Origin of the sequence: Bradyrhizobium jicamae, assembly GCF_018130695.1 — a bacterium.
GTDB lineage: Bacteria > Pseudomonadota > Alphaproteobacteria > Rhizobiales > Xanthobacteraceae > Bradyrhizobium > Bradyrhizobium jicamae_B.
Genome location: NZ_JAFCJX010000012.1, coordinates 172,004 through 187,394, shown reverse-complemented (window position 1 = coordinate 187,394; position 15,391 = coordinate 172,004). Strand labels below are relative to the sequence as shown.

At 62.8% G+C, this 15,391-nt stretch carries 15 protein-coding genes; 7 read left to right on the top strand and 8 right to left on the bottom strand.

Annotated elements, in window-relative coordinates; all coding sequences use genetic code 11:
• The first annotated feature begins 128 nt into the window (after positions 1 to 128).
• Positions 129 to 1,688: a hypothetical protein gene (locus tag JQ604_RS19515; RefSeq protein WP_212359790.1), complete on the top strand. Its 1,560-nt coding sequence runs from the start codon at positions 129 to 131 to the stop codon at positions 1,686 to 1,688.
• 30 nt (positions 1,689 to 1,718) lie between these two features.
• A complete protein-coding gene (locus JQ604_RS41905; RefSeq protein WP_283818017.1) occupies positions 1,719 to 1,841 on the top strand; it encodes a hypothetical protein in 123 nt (40 codons plus the stop codon).
• Positions 1,842 to 1,968: 127 nt separating this feature from the next.
• Here JQ604_RS41905 and JQ604_RS19510 read toward each other — a convergent pair whose 3' ends face one another.
• Both JQ604_RS19510 and JQ604_RS19505 read right to left on the bottom strand, forming a co-directional pair.
• The gene (locus JQ604_RS19510) at positions 1,969 to 2,748 is read right to left on the bottom strand and encodes a crotonase/enoyl-CoA hydratase family protein (protein ID WP_212359785.1); all 780 of its coding nucleotides are present in this window, start codon (positions 2,746 to 2,748) and stop codon (positions 1,969 to 1,971) included.
• 15 nt (positions 2,749 to 2,763) lie between these two features.
• Positions 2,764 to 3,252 carry a tautomerase family protein gene (locus JQ604_RS19505; RefSeq protein ID WP_212359781.1) on the bottom strand — a complete coding sequence of 163 codons (489 nt, stop codon included), beginning with the start codon at positions 3,250 to 3,252 and terminating at the stop codon, positions 2,764 to 2,766.
• Between the two features lie 104 nt (positions 3,253 to 3,356).
• Between JQ604_RS19505 and JQ604_RS19500 the strand changes: the two genes are divergently transcribed.
• On the top strand, positions 3,357 to 3,971 hold the full coding sequence (locus tag JQ604_RS19500) for a TetR/AcrR family transcriptional regulator (RefSeq protein WP_212359778.1): 615 nt from the start codon (positions 3,357 to 3,359) through the stop codon (positions 3,969 to 3,971).
• Positions 3,972 to 4,002: 31 nt separating this feature from the next.
• Here JQ604_RS19500 and JQ604_RS19495 read toward each other — a convergent pair whose 3' ends face one another.
• The 6 genes from JQ604_RS19495 to JQ604_RS19470 all read right to left on the bottom strand — a co-directional run bounded on the left by JQ604_RS19495 (position 4,003) and on the right by JQ604_RS19470 (position 10,705).
• Positions 4,003 to 5,511 (bottom strand): tripartite tricarboxylate transporter permease, encoded by a 1,509-nt coding sequence (locus JQ604_RS19495; protein ID WP_212359773.1) that lies wholly within the window; start codon positions 5,509 to 5,511, stop codon positions 4,003 to 4,005.
• Positions 5,512 to 5,520: 9 nt separating this feature from the next.
• Positions 5,521 to 6,006: a tripartite tricarboxylate transporter TctB family protein gene (locus JQ604_RS19490; RefSeq protein WP_212359769.1), complete on the bottom strand. Its 486-nt coding sequence runs from the start codon at positions 6,004 to 6,006 to the stop codon at positions 5,521 to 5,523.
• A 3-nt stretch (positions 6,007 to 6,009) separates the two neighbouring features.
• The gene (locus JQ604_RS19485; RefSeq protein ID WP_433996265.1) at positions 6,010 to 6,933 is read right to left on the bottom strand and encodes a tripartite tricarboxylate transporter substrate binding protein; all 924 of its coding nucleotides are present in this window, start codon (positions 6,931 to 6,933) and stop codon (positions 6,010 to 6,012) included.
• Between the two features lie 174 nt (positions 6,934 to 7,107).
• Entirely contained in the window at positions 7,108 to 8,085 is a 978-nt protein-coding gene (locus tag JQ604_RS19480; RefSeq protein ID WP_212359761.1) for a Bug family tripartite tricarboxylate transporter substrate binding protein, read from the bottom strand.
• A 128-nt stretch (positions 8,086 to 8,213) separates the two neighbouring features.
• On the bottom strand, positions 8,214 to 8,999 hold the full coding sequence (locus JQ604_RS19475; RefSeq protein WP_212359758.1) for a 2-keto-4-pentenoate hydratase: 786 nt from the start codon (positions 8,997 to 8,999) through the stop codon (positions 8,214 to 8,216).
• Positions 9,000 to 9,004: 5 nt separating this feature from the next.
• Complete coding sequence (locus JQ604_RS19470; protein ID WP_212360021.1) at positions 9,005 to 10,705, bottom strand: acyl-CoA dehydrogenase family protein; 1,701 nt, start codon at positions 10,703 to 10,705, stop codon at positions 9,005 to 9,007.
• A 197-nt stretch (positions 10,706 to 10,902) separates the two neighbouring features.
• Between JQ604_RS19470 and JQ604_RS19465 the strand changes: the two genes are divergently transcribed.
• The 4 genes from JQ604_RS19465 (at position 10,903) to JQ604_RS19450 (ending at position 15,230) form a co-directional block, all read left to right on the top strand.
• Positions 10,903 to 11,832 (top strand): LysR substrate-binding domain-containing protein, encoded by a 930-nt coding sequence (locus JQ604_RS19465; RefSeq protein WP_212359754.1) that lies wholly within the window; start codon positions 10,903 to 10,905, stop codon positions 11,830 to 11,832.
• 104 nt (positions 11,833 to 11,936) lie between these two features.
• Positions 11,937 to 13,148: an ABC transporter substrate-binding protein gene (locus JQ604_RS19460; protein ID WP_212359749.1), complete on the top strand. Its 1,212-nt coding sequence runs from the start codon at positions 11,937 to 11,939 to the stop codon at positions 13,146 to 13,148.
• A gap of 40 nt (positions 13,149 to 13,188) precedes the next feature.
• Positions 13,189 to 13,641, top strand: coding sequence for a VOC family protein (locus tag JQ604_RS19455; RefSeq protein ID WP_212359746.1), 453 nt, complete (start codon positions 13,189 to 13,191; stop codon positions 13,639 to 13,641).
• Between the two features lie 5 nt (positions 13,642 to 13,646).
• A complete protein-coding gene (locus tag JQ604_RS19450) occupies positions 13,647 to 15,230 on the top strand; it encodes an AMP-binding protein (RefSeq protein WP_212359742.1) in 1,584 nt (527 codons plus the stop codon).
• Positions 15,231 to 15,391: the final 161 nt, after the last annotated feature.

The window sequence follows — 15,391 nt, the reverse complement described above, 5'->3', positions numbered from 1 at the left end:
GCGCCGGGCACCCGCGGCAGCACTTTCGCATCCGACGCCGCCGAACGCGACGCGCTCGACCAGAAGAGACGCCAGCGGCGGACCCAATGGCGGGCTAAACGCGCCTAAGGCGAATTTTGGAGCTGCGCATGACGAGCCTCACTGTAGCACTTCACGAGTTGGAAGATGACGGCTGGAGGAATTCGCGGACCTCTGGCAACCGAAAATCATCCGAGATGGGGCGCCCGACGAAGTTGGTCCGCCGCACAACAGTCCTAATTGCTTTCAGAGCTCTGCAGTTCTCTTGCGAAACAACTAGCGATCCAAATGTTAGCAGCACGATCCGCGGCGGAACGCATCCGTTTAGAACGGTCCACAAAATGAGAACCCTGCTCATAGCACTCATCCTCTGCCTAGCGGCGAATAGTCCAGCCCGTGTGGCCGCTCAGGCTTTTACGAGCTCAATTTCGCCCGTCGCTCAAGCCGCTGATCCGCTTGCGGGCGGCGTACTATACGACGATGTGAAGCGCTACGAAGCGTTCGGCCCCCATCGGTTCGGTACGGTCGGCGCAAACGCGGCGCTGGATTGGATGGCCGACCGATTGCGCGCTGCCGGTCTCGACGTCGAAATGCAGCAATTTTCGATGGAGCGGCAATACATCCTCGAGTCCGCAACCATGATGGTGGATGGGAAAACAACTTCCATTCTGCCGCAGTGGTGGATACCGGAGGACAAATCCAGTTTCGAACTCTCGGCACCAATCGCGGGAGATGGAGACGCCGAGGGCAAGTTTGTCCGGCTGACAATTCCTTACGACCAAGGCGCCTACCTGAACAAGAAGCATCGTGAGAGAATTGCCGCTGCCCTGAGCAGGAAGCCAGCGGCGATCTTGCTGACGATGGATCATCCCAGCGGAGAGATCTTCACATATAACGTCAGCCAGACCGACGCAGCGTGGACCGTCCCGGTGCTCCTCGTCGCGCCAAAGGACGAACATCTGCTCGAGGAGGCAGAGCGAGCCGGCAGCACGGTCACCGTGGCGGTGAGAGGGCGCTACGAAAGGAACGTTCCAGGGCGAAATGTAATCGGACGGCTAGATCGCGGCAAAGATGTCACCATCGTTGTGTCTACGCCCGTAACGAGCTGGTTCACCAGCACTTGCGAGCGCGGGCCCGGCATCGCCGCGTTTCTGGCAACCGCAAGCTTCGCGGCGAGATCGCTGCCGGATGCCAATTTCGTCTTTGTTGCCACCGCTGGACACGAAATCGGCCACGGCGGCATGGAATTCTTCCTAAGTCAAAAAGCGCCGAGACCCAATGCCAAGATCACGTGGGTGCACTATGGGGCATCTCTCGCGTGCTACCGACGGTCGCGCGACGGCGACCACTGGAAAATTGCGCCCGAGGTTGACGCGCAGTCGCGATTTTTTGGCGTTAGCGATGCCTTAGCAGCGACGGCACAGAATCACTTCCATAACGTGCAGGCTACGTGGCTGGTTGGTGATCGTGCAGCGGCGGGCGAGCTACGAGATATCAAGGGCATGGGATACTCAAATTTCCTGGGAATGTTCGGCCTGCATCCGCTGTTTCACACCCCTTTGGATAATTCGGAAATGACCGGACCAGCGGTTCTGGAACCCGTGGTGCGCGGATTCGCGGCAGCGTTGCAAGACATCATCGACAAGCAAAAGGCGTTGAGAGCTGACTAACGCCCGATAGTATTTGGCCTGGCCGTCTGAATGCTCACCCTCCCCCTGTCGTCTTTCGCGGGATTGCCGCTTGATGGCCCCGGCCTCGGCGTCGACCTTCTGCCTGCCGTCTTCGACCGCAGCGATCTCACCGTGCGCCGCTCCAATACCTAGGCTTCGATGACAGGACTTATATCGTCCTTGAAGAGCTTGCTTCGCTCCACGGCCACTGAGCCTGCTCTTTGAAGGGGCGCCCCCGCACAAGCGCGGTGGCGCCGGTCTGCGCTGCCTCCCAACAGCCTCACCGCCCCTGGAAGACTGCAGGTCGTCGTTCGACGAACGACTGAATGCCCTCGCGCGCATCGGCGCTCTTGAGCACGCGGTCCCGGATCGCGGGGATGCAGGCAATCGCAGCCGCCTCGCCCTGCTCGGCATATTTCGCGGCCGCCTCCTTGGTCACCTGGATGCCGAGCGGCGCGTTGCGGGCGATAATCGCCGCGATCTCCATGGCACGGGCGACCTGCTGCCCTGCCGGCACGACCTCCTGGACGAGACCGATCTCACGGGCACGTTGCGCGGTGAATTCATCGCAGATGAAGAGGTGGTACATGGCATTGCCCCAGCCTGCGCGGGACAAGTAGCGGAAGTGCGCGCCACCCAAGGGCGCAATGCCGCGCTTTGCCTCCATCTGGCAGAACCGGCTGTCGTCAGCGGCGACGACGATGTCGCCCGCCAGCATCAGCTCGATTCCGACGGTGTAGACGATGCCTTGCGTCGCCGTCACGATCGGCTTCTTGCAACGTTTGGTCAGGCCGAAGACGTCGACATTGCCTTCCCTAGTGTTCCGCTTCTCCGCGTTCGGCCCGAAGAATTTCGGCATGTCGAGGCCCGCGGTGAAGTCCTTGCCTTCGGCGCAGATCACGCCGACCCAATAGCTGTCGTTGTTATGCAATTCAGTCAGGGCATCCGAAAGCTGGTCCATCATCGCCGGCGAGAAGGAATTCTTCTTCGTAGGATTGTCGATGACGATCTTCAGGATGTGATCGTGTGCCTCGGTGCGGATCGTACCCTCGGTGGTCATGCGAGCGTCTCCTGTCTATCTGTCGTTCTTGATGGCAAGTGCGGTCCGAATGGCAGCGGCCCGCTCCGGCGGGAACGCCGCTGCGCCCTCCTGGAGAATGTCGAGGAACGACAACACGCCACCGCGTGAACCCCAGTTGCCCTCTTCGATGATGCGGAAATTGACCCACCAGCCCGGCGGAGGTTCCTTCAACTCACACGCATCCGCGAGGGCTCTGAGAACGTTACGAATCACCGTGGCCCGGTCGCCGCGGGTCCAGCAGCAGTCCATCACGACGACATCCACCACCATGACGTCGCTCGGCTGGTCCGAGAGCAACTCTCCGCCGTGGGCGATCATGTCGAGCGGCCGCTCGAGGAAGTGCACCTGATAGCCGCGTCGCGCCTGAGGAACGAGCTGTCCGACCTCTGGCACCAGCACGGCATCGGTCAACGTCTTGGCAAGCACCCGACGCTGCTGGCCGGTCAATCGTCCTTGCGGGGTCATTACATGGATAAAGGTCATCGCGATCTCCCTGGGGCGGCGCTGAATATGTCACATGACATACCTTCATAAGGCGCTGGCTATGTCAACCGTCATATTGTAGTTTCCGAGGAACGAGGTGCCTGATGACGTCCAACACGAGAGCGAAAATGGTGGCCGGGGCCGCCGACCTGATGAGCCGCCGCGGCGTGAATGCGACGAGCATGCGGGAAGTCGTGCGTCACACCGGCACCCCGCGCGGATCGATCAGCCATCATTTCCCCGGGGGCAAACGGCAGCTCATCGAGGATGCCATCGTGTTTGCAGGCGCCCAGGTCAGCGGTCCCCTGAGGCATCTCACCACCGAACGGGGGGCCATGGCCGGCCTCCGCGCCTTCATCACCCTTTGGAAGAGGACGCTGGAGCAGACAAATTATCAGGCTGGATGTCCGATCCTGGCAGTCGCCGTCGAGGAATATGTGAGCGACCCCTCCGACAAGGACACCGGTGGCGGACAGGCCGTTCAGCGCCATCTGCTCGATCTCGCTCAAGGCATCTTTGCGGACTGGCAACAGATCTTGTCGGCCGCGCTGAAACAGGAAGGTCTCGCTGCATCGCGCGCAAGACGGCTTGCTACGCTTGTCGTCGCATCGGTGGAAGGCACGGTCGCGATGTGCAGGGCAGCACGCAGCGCACAGCCCCTGGAGGAGGTCAGCCACGAGCTCGAACTCCTGCTGAAAAGCGTGATCGAAGGGCGATAGCGTCGAGAGGCGAGAACCCCAGACTTCAACTTCAAGCTCCCTCGTCGAGCGCCACCAGTTCGCGCTTTCTGCGCAGTGACGGCAACAGCGGACCGATCAGCAGGACGAGGGCAAGCGCGAGGCACACCGCCGAGATCGGCCGCGTGACGAAGATGCCGAGGTCGCCCTGCGAGAGGATCAGTGACTTGCGCAGATTGTTCTCCAGCATCGGTCCGAGCACGAAGGCCAGCACCAGCGGCGCCGGCTCATAGCCGAGCTTGCGCATGAAGTAGCCGATCACGCCGAAGGCAATCATGACGTAGACGTCGAACACGTTGTTGCCGGAGCAGTAGACGCCGATGATGGTGAAGAGGATGATGAGGGGGAAAAGGATGTTGTACGGCAGTTTCAGAAGCTGCACCCACATGCCGATCATCGGCAAATTGAGCACCAGCAGCATCAGATTCCCGATATACATGCTGGCGACGATGCCCCAGAACAACCCGGGGTTCTGCGCGATCATCAGTGGTCCCGGTTGCAGCCCATGAACCACGAAGGCGCCGAGCAGCAGCGCCATCACCACGTTCGGCGGAATGCCGAGCGTCATCAGCGGAATGAACGCGCCACCGGCCGCTGCGTTGTTGGCCGATTCCGGACCTGCGACGCCTTCGATGGCGCCATGGCCGAAACGTTCGGGCGTCCCGGAGAGGCGCTTCTCGAGCGCGTAGGAAGCAAAGGACGCCACGACGGCGCCGCCGCCCGGCAGGATGCCGAGGAAGAAGCCGAGAACAGTGCCGCGGCCGACCGGGCCGGCACTTGCCTTCCAGTCCTCCTTGTTCGGGAGGAGCCGGGTGATCTTGGCATTGATGATGTCGCGCCGGATCACCTGTTCGGTGTTGAGCAGGACCTCGGCGACGCCGAATAGGCCCATCACGACCGGAACGAGTCCGATGCCGTCCATCAGCTCCATGCGGCCGAAGGTCAGGCGCGGCTGCGCGGTAATGCTGTCGAGCCCGATCAGACCGAGCACGACGCCGATGCAAGCCATCAACAGCGCCTTCACCATCGAGCCCTGGGTGAGGAAGGTCAGCACCACGAGCCCGAGCGCCATCAGGCTGAAATACTCGGCGGGACCAAAAACGATGGCAACGCTGGCGAGCCTCGGCGCGACCAGCATCAGCGCGACCAGCGCGAAGGTGCCCGCAATGAAAGAGCCGAAGGCGGCGATGCCGAGCGCGGGTCCCGCGCGGCCCTGCTTCGCCATCTGGTGGCCGTCGATGCACGTGACGACGGATGCCGCCTCGCCGGGAATGTTGACCAGGATCGAGGTAGTGGAGCCACCATACATCGAGCCGTAATAGATGCCGGCCATCATGATGATGCCGGATTCCGGCGTGCCCGAGAGCGTCACGGGCAAGAGCAGCGACATCGCCGAGATCGGGCCGATGCCCGGCAACACGCCAACCAGCGTACCGATGAAGACGCCGAGGAAACAATAAAGCAGGTTGATCGGCGCCAGTGCGACCCCGAACCCGTGCGCGACATTGACGAGTGTATCCATGGCGGGCGCTCAGCCGATACCAAACGAGCCGGACGGCAGCTGGATGCCAAGCGCGTGCTTGAGCAGCCACCAAATGCCGGTGGGAACGAGGATGGAGATTGGAACAGCCAGCGACCAACGCACCGGGTCGATCTGCCGCATCAGCAGCAGCGTCAGCGGAATTGCGGCGAGCAGGAAGCCGAGCGGATCGAGCGCGAAGGCGAACGCGGTGAGGCATGCGATGACGATGACCGGCTTTGCCCAGCGCGCATCTTTCCAGCGCGAGCCGAAAGTCGGCCCGCCCTCGGTAAGCGCGGCAACGACGATCGTTGCCGCAAACGCGCATATCAGGATTCCGGCATAGAACAGTACGAAGCCCGGGCCTGGCTCGTGGATGGTGCCGAGCTTCAGCTTCAGGCCGGACTGGACCACGAAGATTCCGAGTCCGAGCCCGATCAGCCCACCCCATAGCTCGGAATTGTTGAGGCGCACTTTGACGTTGCTATCGGCACTCATGGGTCAGTTCTTCTTTCCGAGCCCGAGCGCATCGATCACATTGCGTTCGGATTCGGTGACCTCGACGACGAACTTCTTGTAGTCCTCGCTGTTCTTGTAGTTCGGCACCATGTCGTACTTGGACAGCGTCGCGATCACTGCCGGATCATCCAGCGCCTTCTTGAAGGCGTCGTGCAATTTGGCGACGATCTTCGGATCCATGCCCTTCGGACCGGCTATGCCGAACGGCGAGTCATAGACGACGGGATAGCCAAGCTCCTTCAAGGTCGGCACGTCCGGAAAGTTCGGCGAACGGCTCGCGGTCCACACCATCAGCAGGCGCAGCTTGCCGGCATCGACAAGCGGTCGCCAGCCGGTGGCATCGGCCTGCAGCATGGTGTGCTGGCCGAGCACCGCGGCATTGGTTTCCGCACCGCCCTTGAACGGGACAGCCGTGAGCTTGATGCCCGCGAGCATGGCGATCTGCTCCATGCCGACATGCGGTGAAGTGCCCACGCCAGGCGTTGCATAAGTGACCTTGCCCGGATTGGCCTTGGCGTAGTCGACCACGTCCTGCCATGACTTGAACGGCCCATCCGCACTGGTGGTGACGCCGAAGGTGTAGCCCGAGAGGTGGATGATGTAGGTGAAATCCTTCGACGGATCCCATGGGACCTCCTGCATTAGCGGCAGGCGGAACACGCCCATTGGAAGCTGCGCGATGGTATAACCGTCGGGTTTTGCGGTTGCAGCCATTGTGGCCGGGCCGACCGTGCCACTGCCTCCGGCCTTGTTGTCGATCGCGATCGGTTGTCCCAGCACCTTCGAGGCGCTCTCGGCGATCGCGCGCATGGTGAGGTCGGTCGATCCGCCCGCCGGCCAGGGCACGATCAGGGTGATCGGCTTTGTCGGGTATTGTTGCGCATCGGCACGAACCGACACGAGCATGGCGAGCGCCACGAGCGCGATGGCTAAACAGCTGCGTTGAAACATAATGTCCCCTTTCTCTTAAGGTCCGTTCGAAGCCAAGTCCGCTTTGTCATGTAACTCGTCGGCGGACCGTAATCGGCGCCATGATCCGCTCATGGCGGCCCAGGCTCGCCGACGACCTGCTGGCCTGCCTCATTCAATTCGCAATCCGATCGAGTTGATGACATCCCGCCACTTGGGAATTTCCTGTGCCATGAACGTCCCGAGATATGCCGGACCATTCGACGGCGCCGGGATGATCCCTTGTGCATCCAGAATCGGCTTGATCGAGCTGTCATTCATGGCAACCACGAAGGCCGCATTGAGCTTCTCGATGATCGGCTCAGGTACGCCCTTCGGCGCAACGACGCCAAAGAAGACGCTGACGTCGAAACCCTTTAGACCTTGCTCATCGAAGGTCGGCACATCGGGCAGAACCGGCGTCCGCTCGATCGTCGTGACGCCGAGCGCGCGAAGGATTCCCGCCTTGATGTGAGGCGCGGAGACGAAGATGTCGGCGAAGCTCATCTGAACCTGGCCGCCGATGAGATCGTTTATCGCGGGCGCGCCGCCCCGGTAAGGCACATGCAGGATGTCGGTGCCGGTGACGGCGTTGAACATGACGCCGGCGAGGTGAGTGGAGGCACCGTTGCCGGACGATGAGAAGCTCAATTTTCCCGGATTCGCCTTCGCATAGGCGATCAGCTCCTGCACATTTTGCGCCGGCACGGAGGGATGAACCGAGAGTACGTTGGGCATCTTGCCGATCATGATGATCGGATCGAAGCTTTTGATCGGATCATAGCTGAGCTTTGCGTACAGGCTCACATTGATGGCAAGCGGGCCCGATGTCCCGAACAGGAGGGTGTAACCATCGGCCGGCGCGTTTGCGACGAAGTCGGCTCCGACATTGGCGCCGGCGCCCGCCCGATTTTCGACAATCACAGGCTGGCCGAGCTTGACTCTGACACCCTCGGCCAGAGACCGCGCCAATGCGTCCGTCGGACCGCCGGCTGCGAACGGCACGATGAACTTTATCGGCCGCTCGGGAAATTCCGCCCACGCCACGGTGGGCATGGACAAGGTAATCGTCGCGAGAAGTAGTTTGCGGCAAAAACCGATGAATTCCATAGGCTTCTTTCCTCCCCCCAATGCAAGGCTGACGCCGTGCCGTTTCCAACTCCCTGCCGGTTCGGTGCGGCGATGATGTCATGCAGCACGTCCGACTATTGTTCTGTGGAATTGTTCGTTCGATCAGATCACGCGTAGGTCACCGTCACGCTGCCGAAAGGCCCGAAATCGGCGACGAACGTCTCGCCGGCCTTCGGTCTCAACATTCCCGTCACCGTGCCGGTGCTGATCATCTGCCCCGCCTTCAGGCCGATGCCGGTCCGCGAGAGCTCGTTGGCGAGCCATGTCACCGGCACGATCGGATGATCCAGCGCGACCGCCGCACTGCCTTTCCGCCTCAATGTCCCGTTGCAGGTCAGCACGACCTCCTGGCCGGCAATGTCGCGCTCCCGCCAATTCTCGATCGGCGGACCGTAGGCGATGGTCCCGCTGCCGGCTCCGTCTGCAAGGATAGCTGGCAAAGGAGGAAAGGCCGCGTCGTGGACGAAGCGACATTCGGCCAGCTCCACGCCAGGATGGAGCGAAACGACGGCTTCCTCGACTTCGGCCATGCTGTACGGCGCTTGACGCGGCGGAAGATCAGCGCCGAGCACTGCCTGGTATTCGACTTCAGGAATCGGGCTGCACTGGCGTGCATGCTCGACCGTAACCGGCGATGGCTCGATCAGCGGAGCGTAGACCCGGCCATAGATCGGCGAGTCCGTACGCAAGTCCCGCTGCAGCCCTTCCTTCATGGCCGCAATTTTCCAGCCCGCGACATCCCAGCCGAGCTCCTCCTCGACCATGCGCGCGATTCGATAGGCGGTCGCCTTGTCGGGCGGCACGAGACGCTGATCGAGACCGCTCTGCTGGCGCCCTTCGCGCCGCAGGGTTGCGAGCAGGCGCGCGAGTTCGCGTTGGGTCGACTGATCCATCGTGACTACCTCACCAGCAGCGCAGCCGCGCGCGACAGTGGCACCGGCGCCTCACCCAGCAGCAGGTCGATCGCCTCGTCCTCCCAGCGTTGACCGTCGAGGTTCAAGTGGTTCGGCTCCTGCAGGCGATGCTCGAGCACAAAGCGCGCCAACAGCAGGCGACGGGCATCACCGCCGGATGTCCCCAGACGCAGGCCCTCCTCGATGAACAGCGCGGCTGTGACGGCGTGATAGAGCTTGCCCGCAGCAAGCCGGCAGAAGCGCTCGTTCTCCTCACGTGAGGCGACCTCTTCGGCAAAGCGCAGTGCGCCGTTGATCGCACCGTCGAGCCGCGTGCGGAATTGGCCGGGAACTCCCTGCGTGTCGCCGAGCCGGGTCGCGAGATCGTCGCGCAAGGCGGCATGCGCGCCGACCTTTCCAACCGCGCGCTGCACGGCGTCGAGCGCGTTGATATTGCTGGTGCCCTCCCAGATCAGGCCGAGATGGGCGTCGCGCACCAGCCGTGCATTCGGCCAGTCTTCGATGTAGCCGTTGCCGCCGCGCGCCTCCATCGCACCGGTCGCCACCGTGACGTTGTCGCGGCAGGCCCGGTACTTGACGATCGGCGTCAGCAACCGCAGCACCTTCTCCGGCGCAGTCGCCGAATAGAGGAGCGCCGACAATGCCTGCTCGGTCGGTACCATCAGCTTGACGAGCTGCCGGCGCATGAGGGGATGATCGACCACGGCGCGGCCGAAGGCGTTGCGGTGACGGGAGGCCTGAAGCGCCTCGTTGAGGCAGCGGCGCATCATGCCGGCGGCGCGTGCCAGATGCGAGACGCGGCTGGAATTCACCATTACCAGCATGTGCTTCAGGCCCTGGTCGAGCTCACCGAGCTGATAGGCAACGGCGCCATCGAACACGATCTCGCCGCTCGCCATGGTGCGGCTGCCGAGCTTCTCCTTGAGCCGCATGATGCGATACGCGTTGCGGCTGCCGTCCGGCAGCGTCTTCGGCATCAGGAACAGGCCGAGGCCCCGCCCGCCGCCGACTGCACCCTCCGGCCGAGCCAACAACACGGCAAGCTCCGCGTCGGCATTGGAGCAGAACCATTTTTCACCGTAGAGCTTCCAGTGCTCGCCATCGCGCACCGCGGTCAGCTCGGCCGCACCGACATCGGAGCCGCCGGCCTTCTCGGTCATGAACTGCGCGCATTTGAGCAGCGTGGCCGGATCCTGGCTCCACATCCCCGGAAGATAGCGCTCATGCAGCTCGGCACTGCCGAAGCGTCGCACCAGCTCCGAGGAGCTGTCGGTGAGGTTCACCGGACACAGCAGGCCGAACTCGGCCTGGGAAAACAGGTAGTGAAACACGTATTTCGCGATCGGCGGCATCGCCGAGGGCCAGCCCAGCACGCCAGCGCGGTTGCACATCGCGTGCATACCGAACTGTCCGAATGCGAACCGCTCCATCTCCCGATAGGCCGGGTGATATTCGACCCACTCCTCGTCGCGGCCATAGCCGTCGCGGGAGTGCAGAACGGGCTGGTGGCGCTCGGCTTGATCGGAAAGGTCGTGCAGCTTGCTGCCGGCGAGCGCGCCGAGCTCGGTGAGATGCGGATCGAGGTGCGCCAGCAACGGCGCGTCCATGTAGAGAGGAAGCAGATCCCGAACGCTTTGGTCGATGGTATAGTAGTTCAGCCCGCGGCAGGTGGGCGCTAACGCCATCGAGCGCCGGGACGACGCTTCGCGACGGGCCAAACCGGCATGAACGGTCATAAGTTTCCTCTCCGAACGACGTATCTTGGGCGGGATGGACCCCGCCAAGGTTCGGGTATGGCTTGACAGCGGTCCACGCAAACGACTTCTTGGGTGGGGGCCTTGAGCTAAACTCAAGGTTCGCTCATCCTGCGGGGCGCACGATCATGGCTTCACGACGACTTCCTCCGCTTCACGCCGTGCGGGCATTCGAGGCGGCTGCCCGACATCTGTCGATCACGCGCGCCGCGGACGAGTTGAACGTGACGGTCGGTGCCGTCAGCCGGCATGTCCGTGCGCTCGAGGTGCGCATGGGCACGGCGTTGTTCCTGCGTGGATCGCGCGGCCTCATCTTGACCTCGGCGGGTAAAGCCTTCGCCGATTCCGCGCGCGAAGCGCTGGACCGCATTGCGGATGCGGCCGAAGGCCTGCACCTGCGGCAATTCAGGCGGCTATCGGTCGGCGTCTACGGGTTCTTCCTGTCACGCTTTCTCCTGCCGATGTGGCCGGCGCTCAAGGCGGCACATCCCGAACTGGAGATTGATCTGCATACCAGCGCGAACCCCGTGGACCTTCTTGCCAGCCGCTACGATGCCGTCATCGCGGTATCGGACGGGGAGCCGAGGGCGGGTCTCGTCACCCGGCCTTTGCTCCCGATCGCCACCGTGCCGGTCTGCTCGCCAGCCTTCCTGAAGAACGGCACGCTGGATTTCACGTCCGTTCCGCTGCTGCACAACAGGCCGCGACCGGATGACTGGCGGCGCTGGCTCGACCATGCGCAGCTCACCAAGGTGCCTGTTCGCGGGGGGAGCAGTTTCGAAAACCTCGGTCTTGCCATCGAGGCAGCCGCCGCCGGTCTCGGCGCCGCCATTGCGATCGAGAGCCTGCTCGATACAGATCTCGCGCAGCTCGATCTCGTCAGGGCGCATCCTCTCGTCCGGCCGACGCGGCGTCACTTCGTGCTCGAATACGAGCAGCGTATGGCAGACGACCCGGCCGTCGCCGCATTTTCCACGTGGCTGTGTAACGCCTGCAAGCAGCAGGGCAGCAAGAAAGCAGCTGCCAAGAAGTCCACGCGAAAGGGTTCGCCCGGCTGAGTGTTGAGTTTCACTCAAGAGGCACCGAAAAAACCTCGTTTGCCAGCCGGAGCCCGCTCTGACACAGACCCCACCATAACACACCGATGATGGGGGAACGCCTGATGAGACTCGTATTCGGGATGCTCGTCGCAGCGCTGGCTATCGAGGCAAGCGTGCCTGCTCGCGCACAAATCTCCGGCGATGTCGTGAAGATCGGCGTGCTGACCGACATGTCGGGCATCGTCTCCGATGCCACGGGTGAAGGCTCCGTCGTCGCAGCTCAACTGGCTGCGGAGGAGTTCGGCAACCGCGTGGCAGGCAAGCCGATCCAGATCGTCTTCGCGGACCATCAGCTCAAGCCGGACGTTGGCGCCAGCATCGCCCGCAAATGGTTCGAGCAGGATGGCGTTGATGCCATCGCCGACGTTCCGAACTCCGCCGTCGCACTCGCGGTTCAGGAGGTCGCCCGCACCCGCTCCCGCGTCATGCTGTTCTCGTCGCCCGGGACGACGGCGCTCACCAATCAGTTCTGCTCACCAACCAGTGTCGCCTGGACCTTCGATACCTATGCCCTCGCCCGCGGAACGGCCAAGGCAGTGGTCGAAGGCGGCGGAAAAACCTGGTACTTCGTGACGGCCGACTATGCGTTTGGCCATCAGCTTCAGAAGGACGCCAGTGCCGTCGTTCAGGCCAATGGCGGCAAGGTGCTGGGAGCTTCCGCACACCCGCAAGGCACCACAGATTTCGCCTCCTTCCTGCTCCAGGCGCAGGCTTCGAAAGCCAACATCGTCGGCCTCGCAAATGCCGCCGGGGACACGGTCGCAACCATCAAGCAGGCCGAAGAGTTCGGCCTGACGGCGGGCGGGCAGAAGATGGCCGCGATGCTCCTGCTGCTCACCGACGTCCACTCGCTCGGCCTTCCTGCGACGCAAGGAACGTTCCTCACGACTCCCTTCTATTGGGATCTCAACGAACAGACCCGCGCCTGGTCGGACAAGTTCGCGGCCCGGCGCAAGGGGCAGCGACCGACCTTCATGCAGATCGGCGTCTACGAGGCCGTCCGTCACTATCTGCAGGCCATCGAAGCAACCGGCTCGGACGACGCAAACACTGTAACCGCGAAGATGCGCGCAACACCAATCGAGAGCGCCTTCACGCACGGCGCCACGATCCGCGAGGACGGCCGCGTCGTTCGCGACATGTATCTCGCCGAGGTCAAGGCTCCCAAGGAGTCCAAGGGCGAGTGGGACCTCTACAAGATCCTGCGCACGATCCCGGCGCAAGACGTCACCCTTCCGCTGACCGAAAGCACCTGCCCGCTCGTCAAGCGCTGACGCGGCATTCGATACCCGACTTCAATAAGAGAGGACGACCATGACGATACCCGAGAACGAGTGGCAGTATCCCTACGGCACCAAACAGCGCTATCACCTGCAACATGTGCATCTGTTTGCATCCAACGTCGATGCCACCATCGACTTCTACAAAACTTGGTTCGATGCCGAGGTGATGTGGGACGGCGACGTCGCGGGCGCGCGTAACGTCTTCATCAAGGTGGGCATCGGCGCGCTGCACCTCTACGATCAGCTTCCGCGCGGCGAAGGCAAGAATGCCGTCCATCATCTGGGCATGCAGGTCGTCGGCATCGACGAGCTCTACGATCGCATGAAGGCCGCGGGCCTAAATATTCCCAATCCCATCCGCCGGCTCGGCGGTGGCGGCGGCTATTTCATGCTCGGCGCGCCCGACGGCGTCGTCATCGAGATCTTCGAGCCCGGCAAGCTTCGCGAGCCGGTGGTCCGCAGCTACTACGGCTTCGGGGGTTGAGGCCCGTGGAAACCACTCCTCCGCTCGATACGGTCTACGACCTCGTCGCCGCCCAGGCTTCGGGGACGCCTGACAAGACGGCCCTGACATTCGTGGACGTGGCGGCCGACGGCACCTATCGGACGGAGGAGCGCTCCTACGCCCAGTTGGAACGAAACGGCGCGGCGCTCGCGCGGCGTCTAGCAGCACTCGGTCTTCGGCGCGGTGACACGTTCGCGCTGATGATGGCCAATCACCCGGAATTCGTCGAAGCCATGCTGGCCGCCGCAATGCTGGGCGCGGTCTTCGTGCCGATCGATCCCAGAACGATCGGCGAGAAGCTGAGCTTCATGCTGTCGCATGCCGAGTGCCGCGGCGTCATCTGCTCGGCCGAATGTGCAGCCGCCATTGCCGACCTCGGAGGCAACGACCTCCCCTGGGCCGTGATCCTGACCGAGCAAAGCGCTTGGCCTGCCTCGATTGCGCGGGTGAACCTGGCTTACCGGGACGTGTTGAAGGAAGGCGGATCCAGCGACCGCATCGGCGTTTCACCGACCGATCCCATGATGCTGATGTTCACGTCGGGCACGACGGGCAACCCCAAAGCCGTCGTGATATCCCACGGCGCCTATATGAGCCGGGCACGCGGCATGCACGGCATCGAGCTCAATGCCGATGATGTGCTCTACACCGGCCTGTCGCTGACGCATATAAACGCACAGGGCACGCTTCGCATCGGCCTGACGGCAGGCTTGCCGGTCGTCATCAGCCGCAAGTTCAGCAAGCGCCATCTCTGGCCGATCTGCAGGAAGTTCGGTTGCACCATGTTCAACATTCTGGGAGGCATGATTCCCGAGATCTACAGCATCCCGGAGGCGCCGGACGATGCCGACAATCCCGTTCGCCTCATCATCAGCGCAGGGATGCCGCCTGATCTCTGGAAGGAATATGAGCGCCGCTATGGCCTCAGGATCTGCGAGATCTACGGCTCGACCGAAGGCGGCGGCGCCCTCACCAACCCGCCCGGATCCGGACCGATCGGCAGCCTGGGTAAGCCGCCGCCCGAACTCGAAGCCGTCGTGTTCGATGATGAGGGACGGCGCTGCCCGCCGATGCAGTCCGGAGAGCTGCGCTTTCGGCGCAAGGATGGCGTGGCGATCAAGACCACCTACTTCAGAAATCCCGAGGCGAGCGACGCCAAGGTTGTGGATGGCTGGTTCCGCACCGGCGACGTCGTGCACGAAGATGAAGCTGGCTGGTTCTTCTTCCATTACCGGATTGGTGGCGGCATCCGGCGCAATGGCGACTTCATCAACACCGCTCTGGTCGAGGCGACTCTGATCAAGTCAGGCCTCGTCTCCGACGTCTTCGTCTATGGCGTCGCGACGCCCCGGAACGTCGCGGGAGAGAAGACGCTGGTTGCCGCTGTCGTGCCGTGCGCCGCCAATTTCAGAGAAGCTGATCTCCTGGCATATTGCGGCAAGTCGCTGCAGAAGCGAGATATCCCCGAGATATTTCAGGTGCTGGACGCCATTCCGAAAACCATCTCCGAGAAGCCGATCGAGCGAGCCTGCATCGAGCGGCTGCGGGAGCATGGCAAGCTGAGCTAATCGGCGTCTGAGCACTAATGCCCCCGACTAAGACGCCCTAGGTCCTCCCAGGGCATACTTGCGGCGCCACGCTCGAAACCGTGGCGCCGTTCTTTTCGTTAGACTAGCGGGGCTCGGAATTCTTAGCGTTTGGGTGCCGATTATCAAATGCCGCGCGCCAG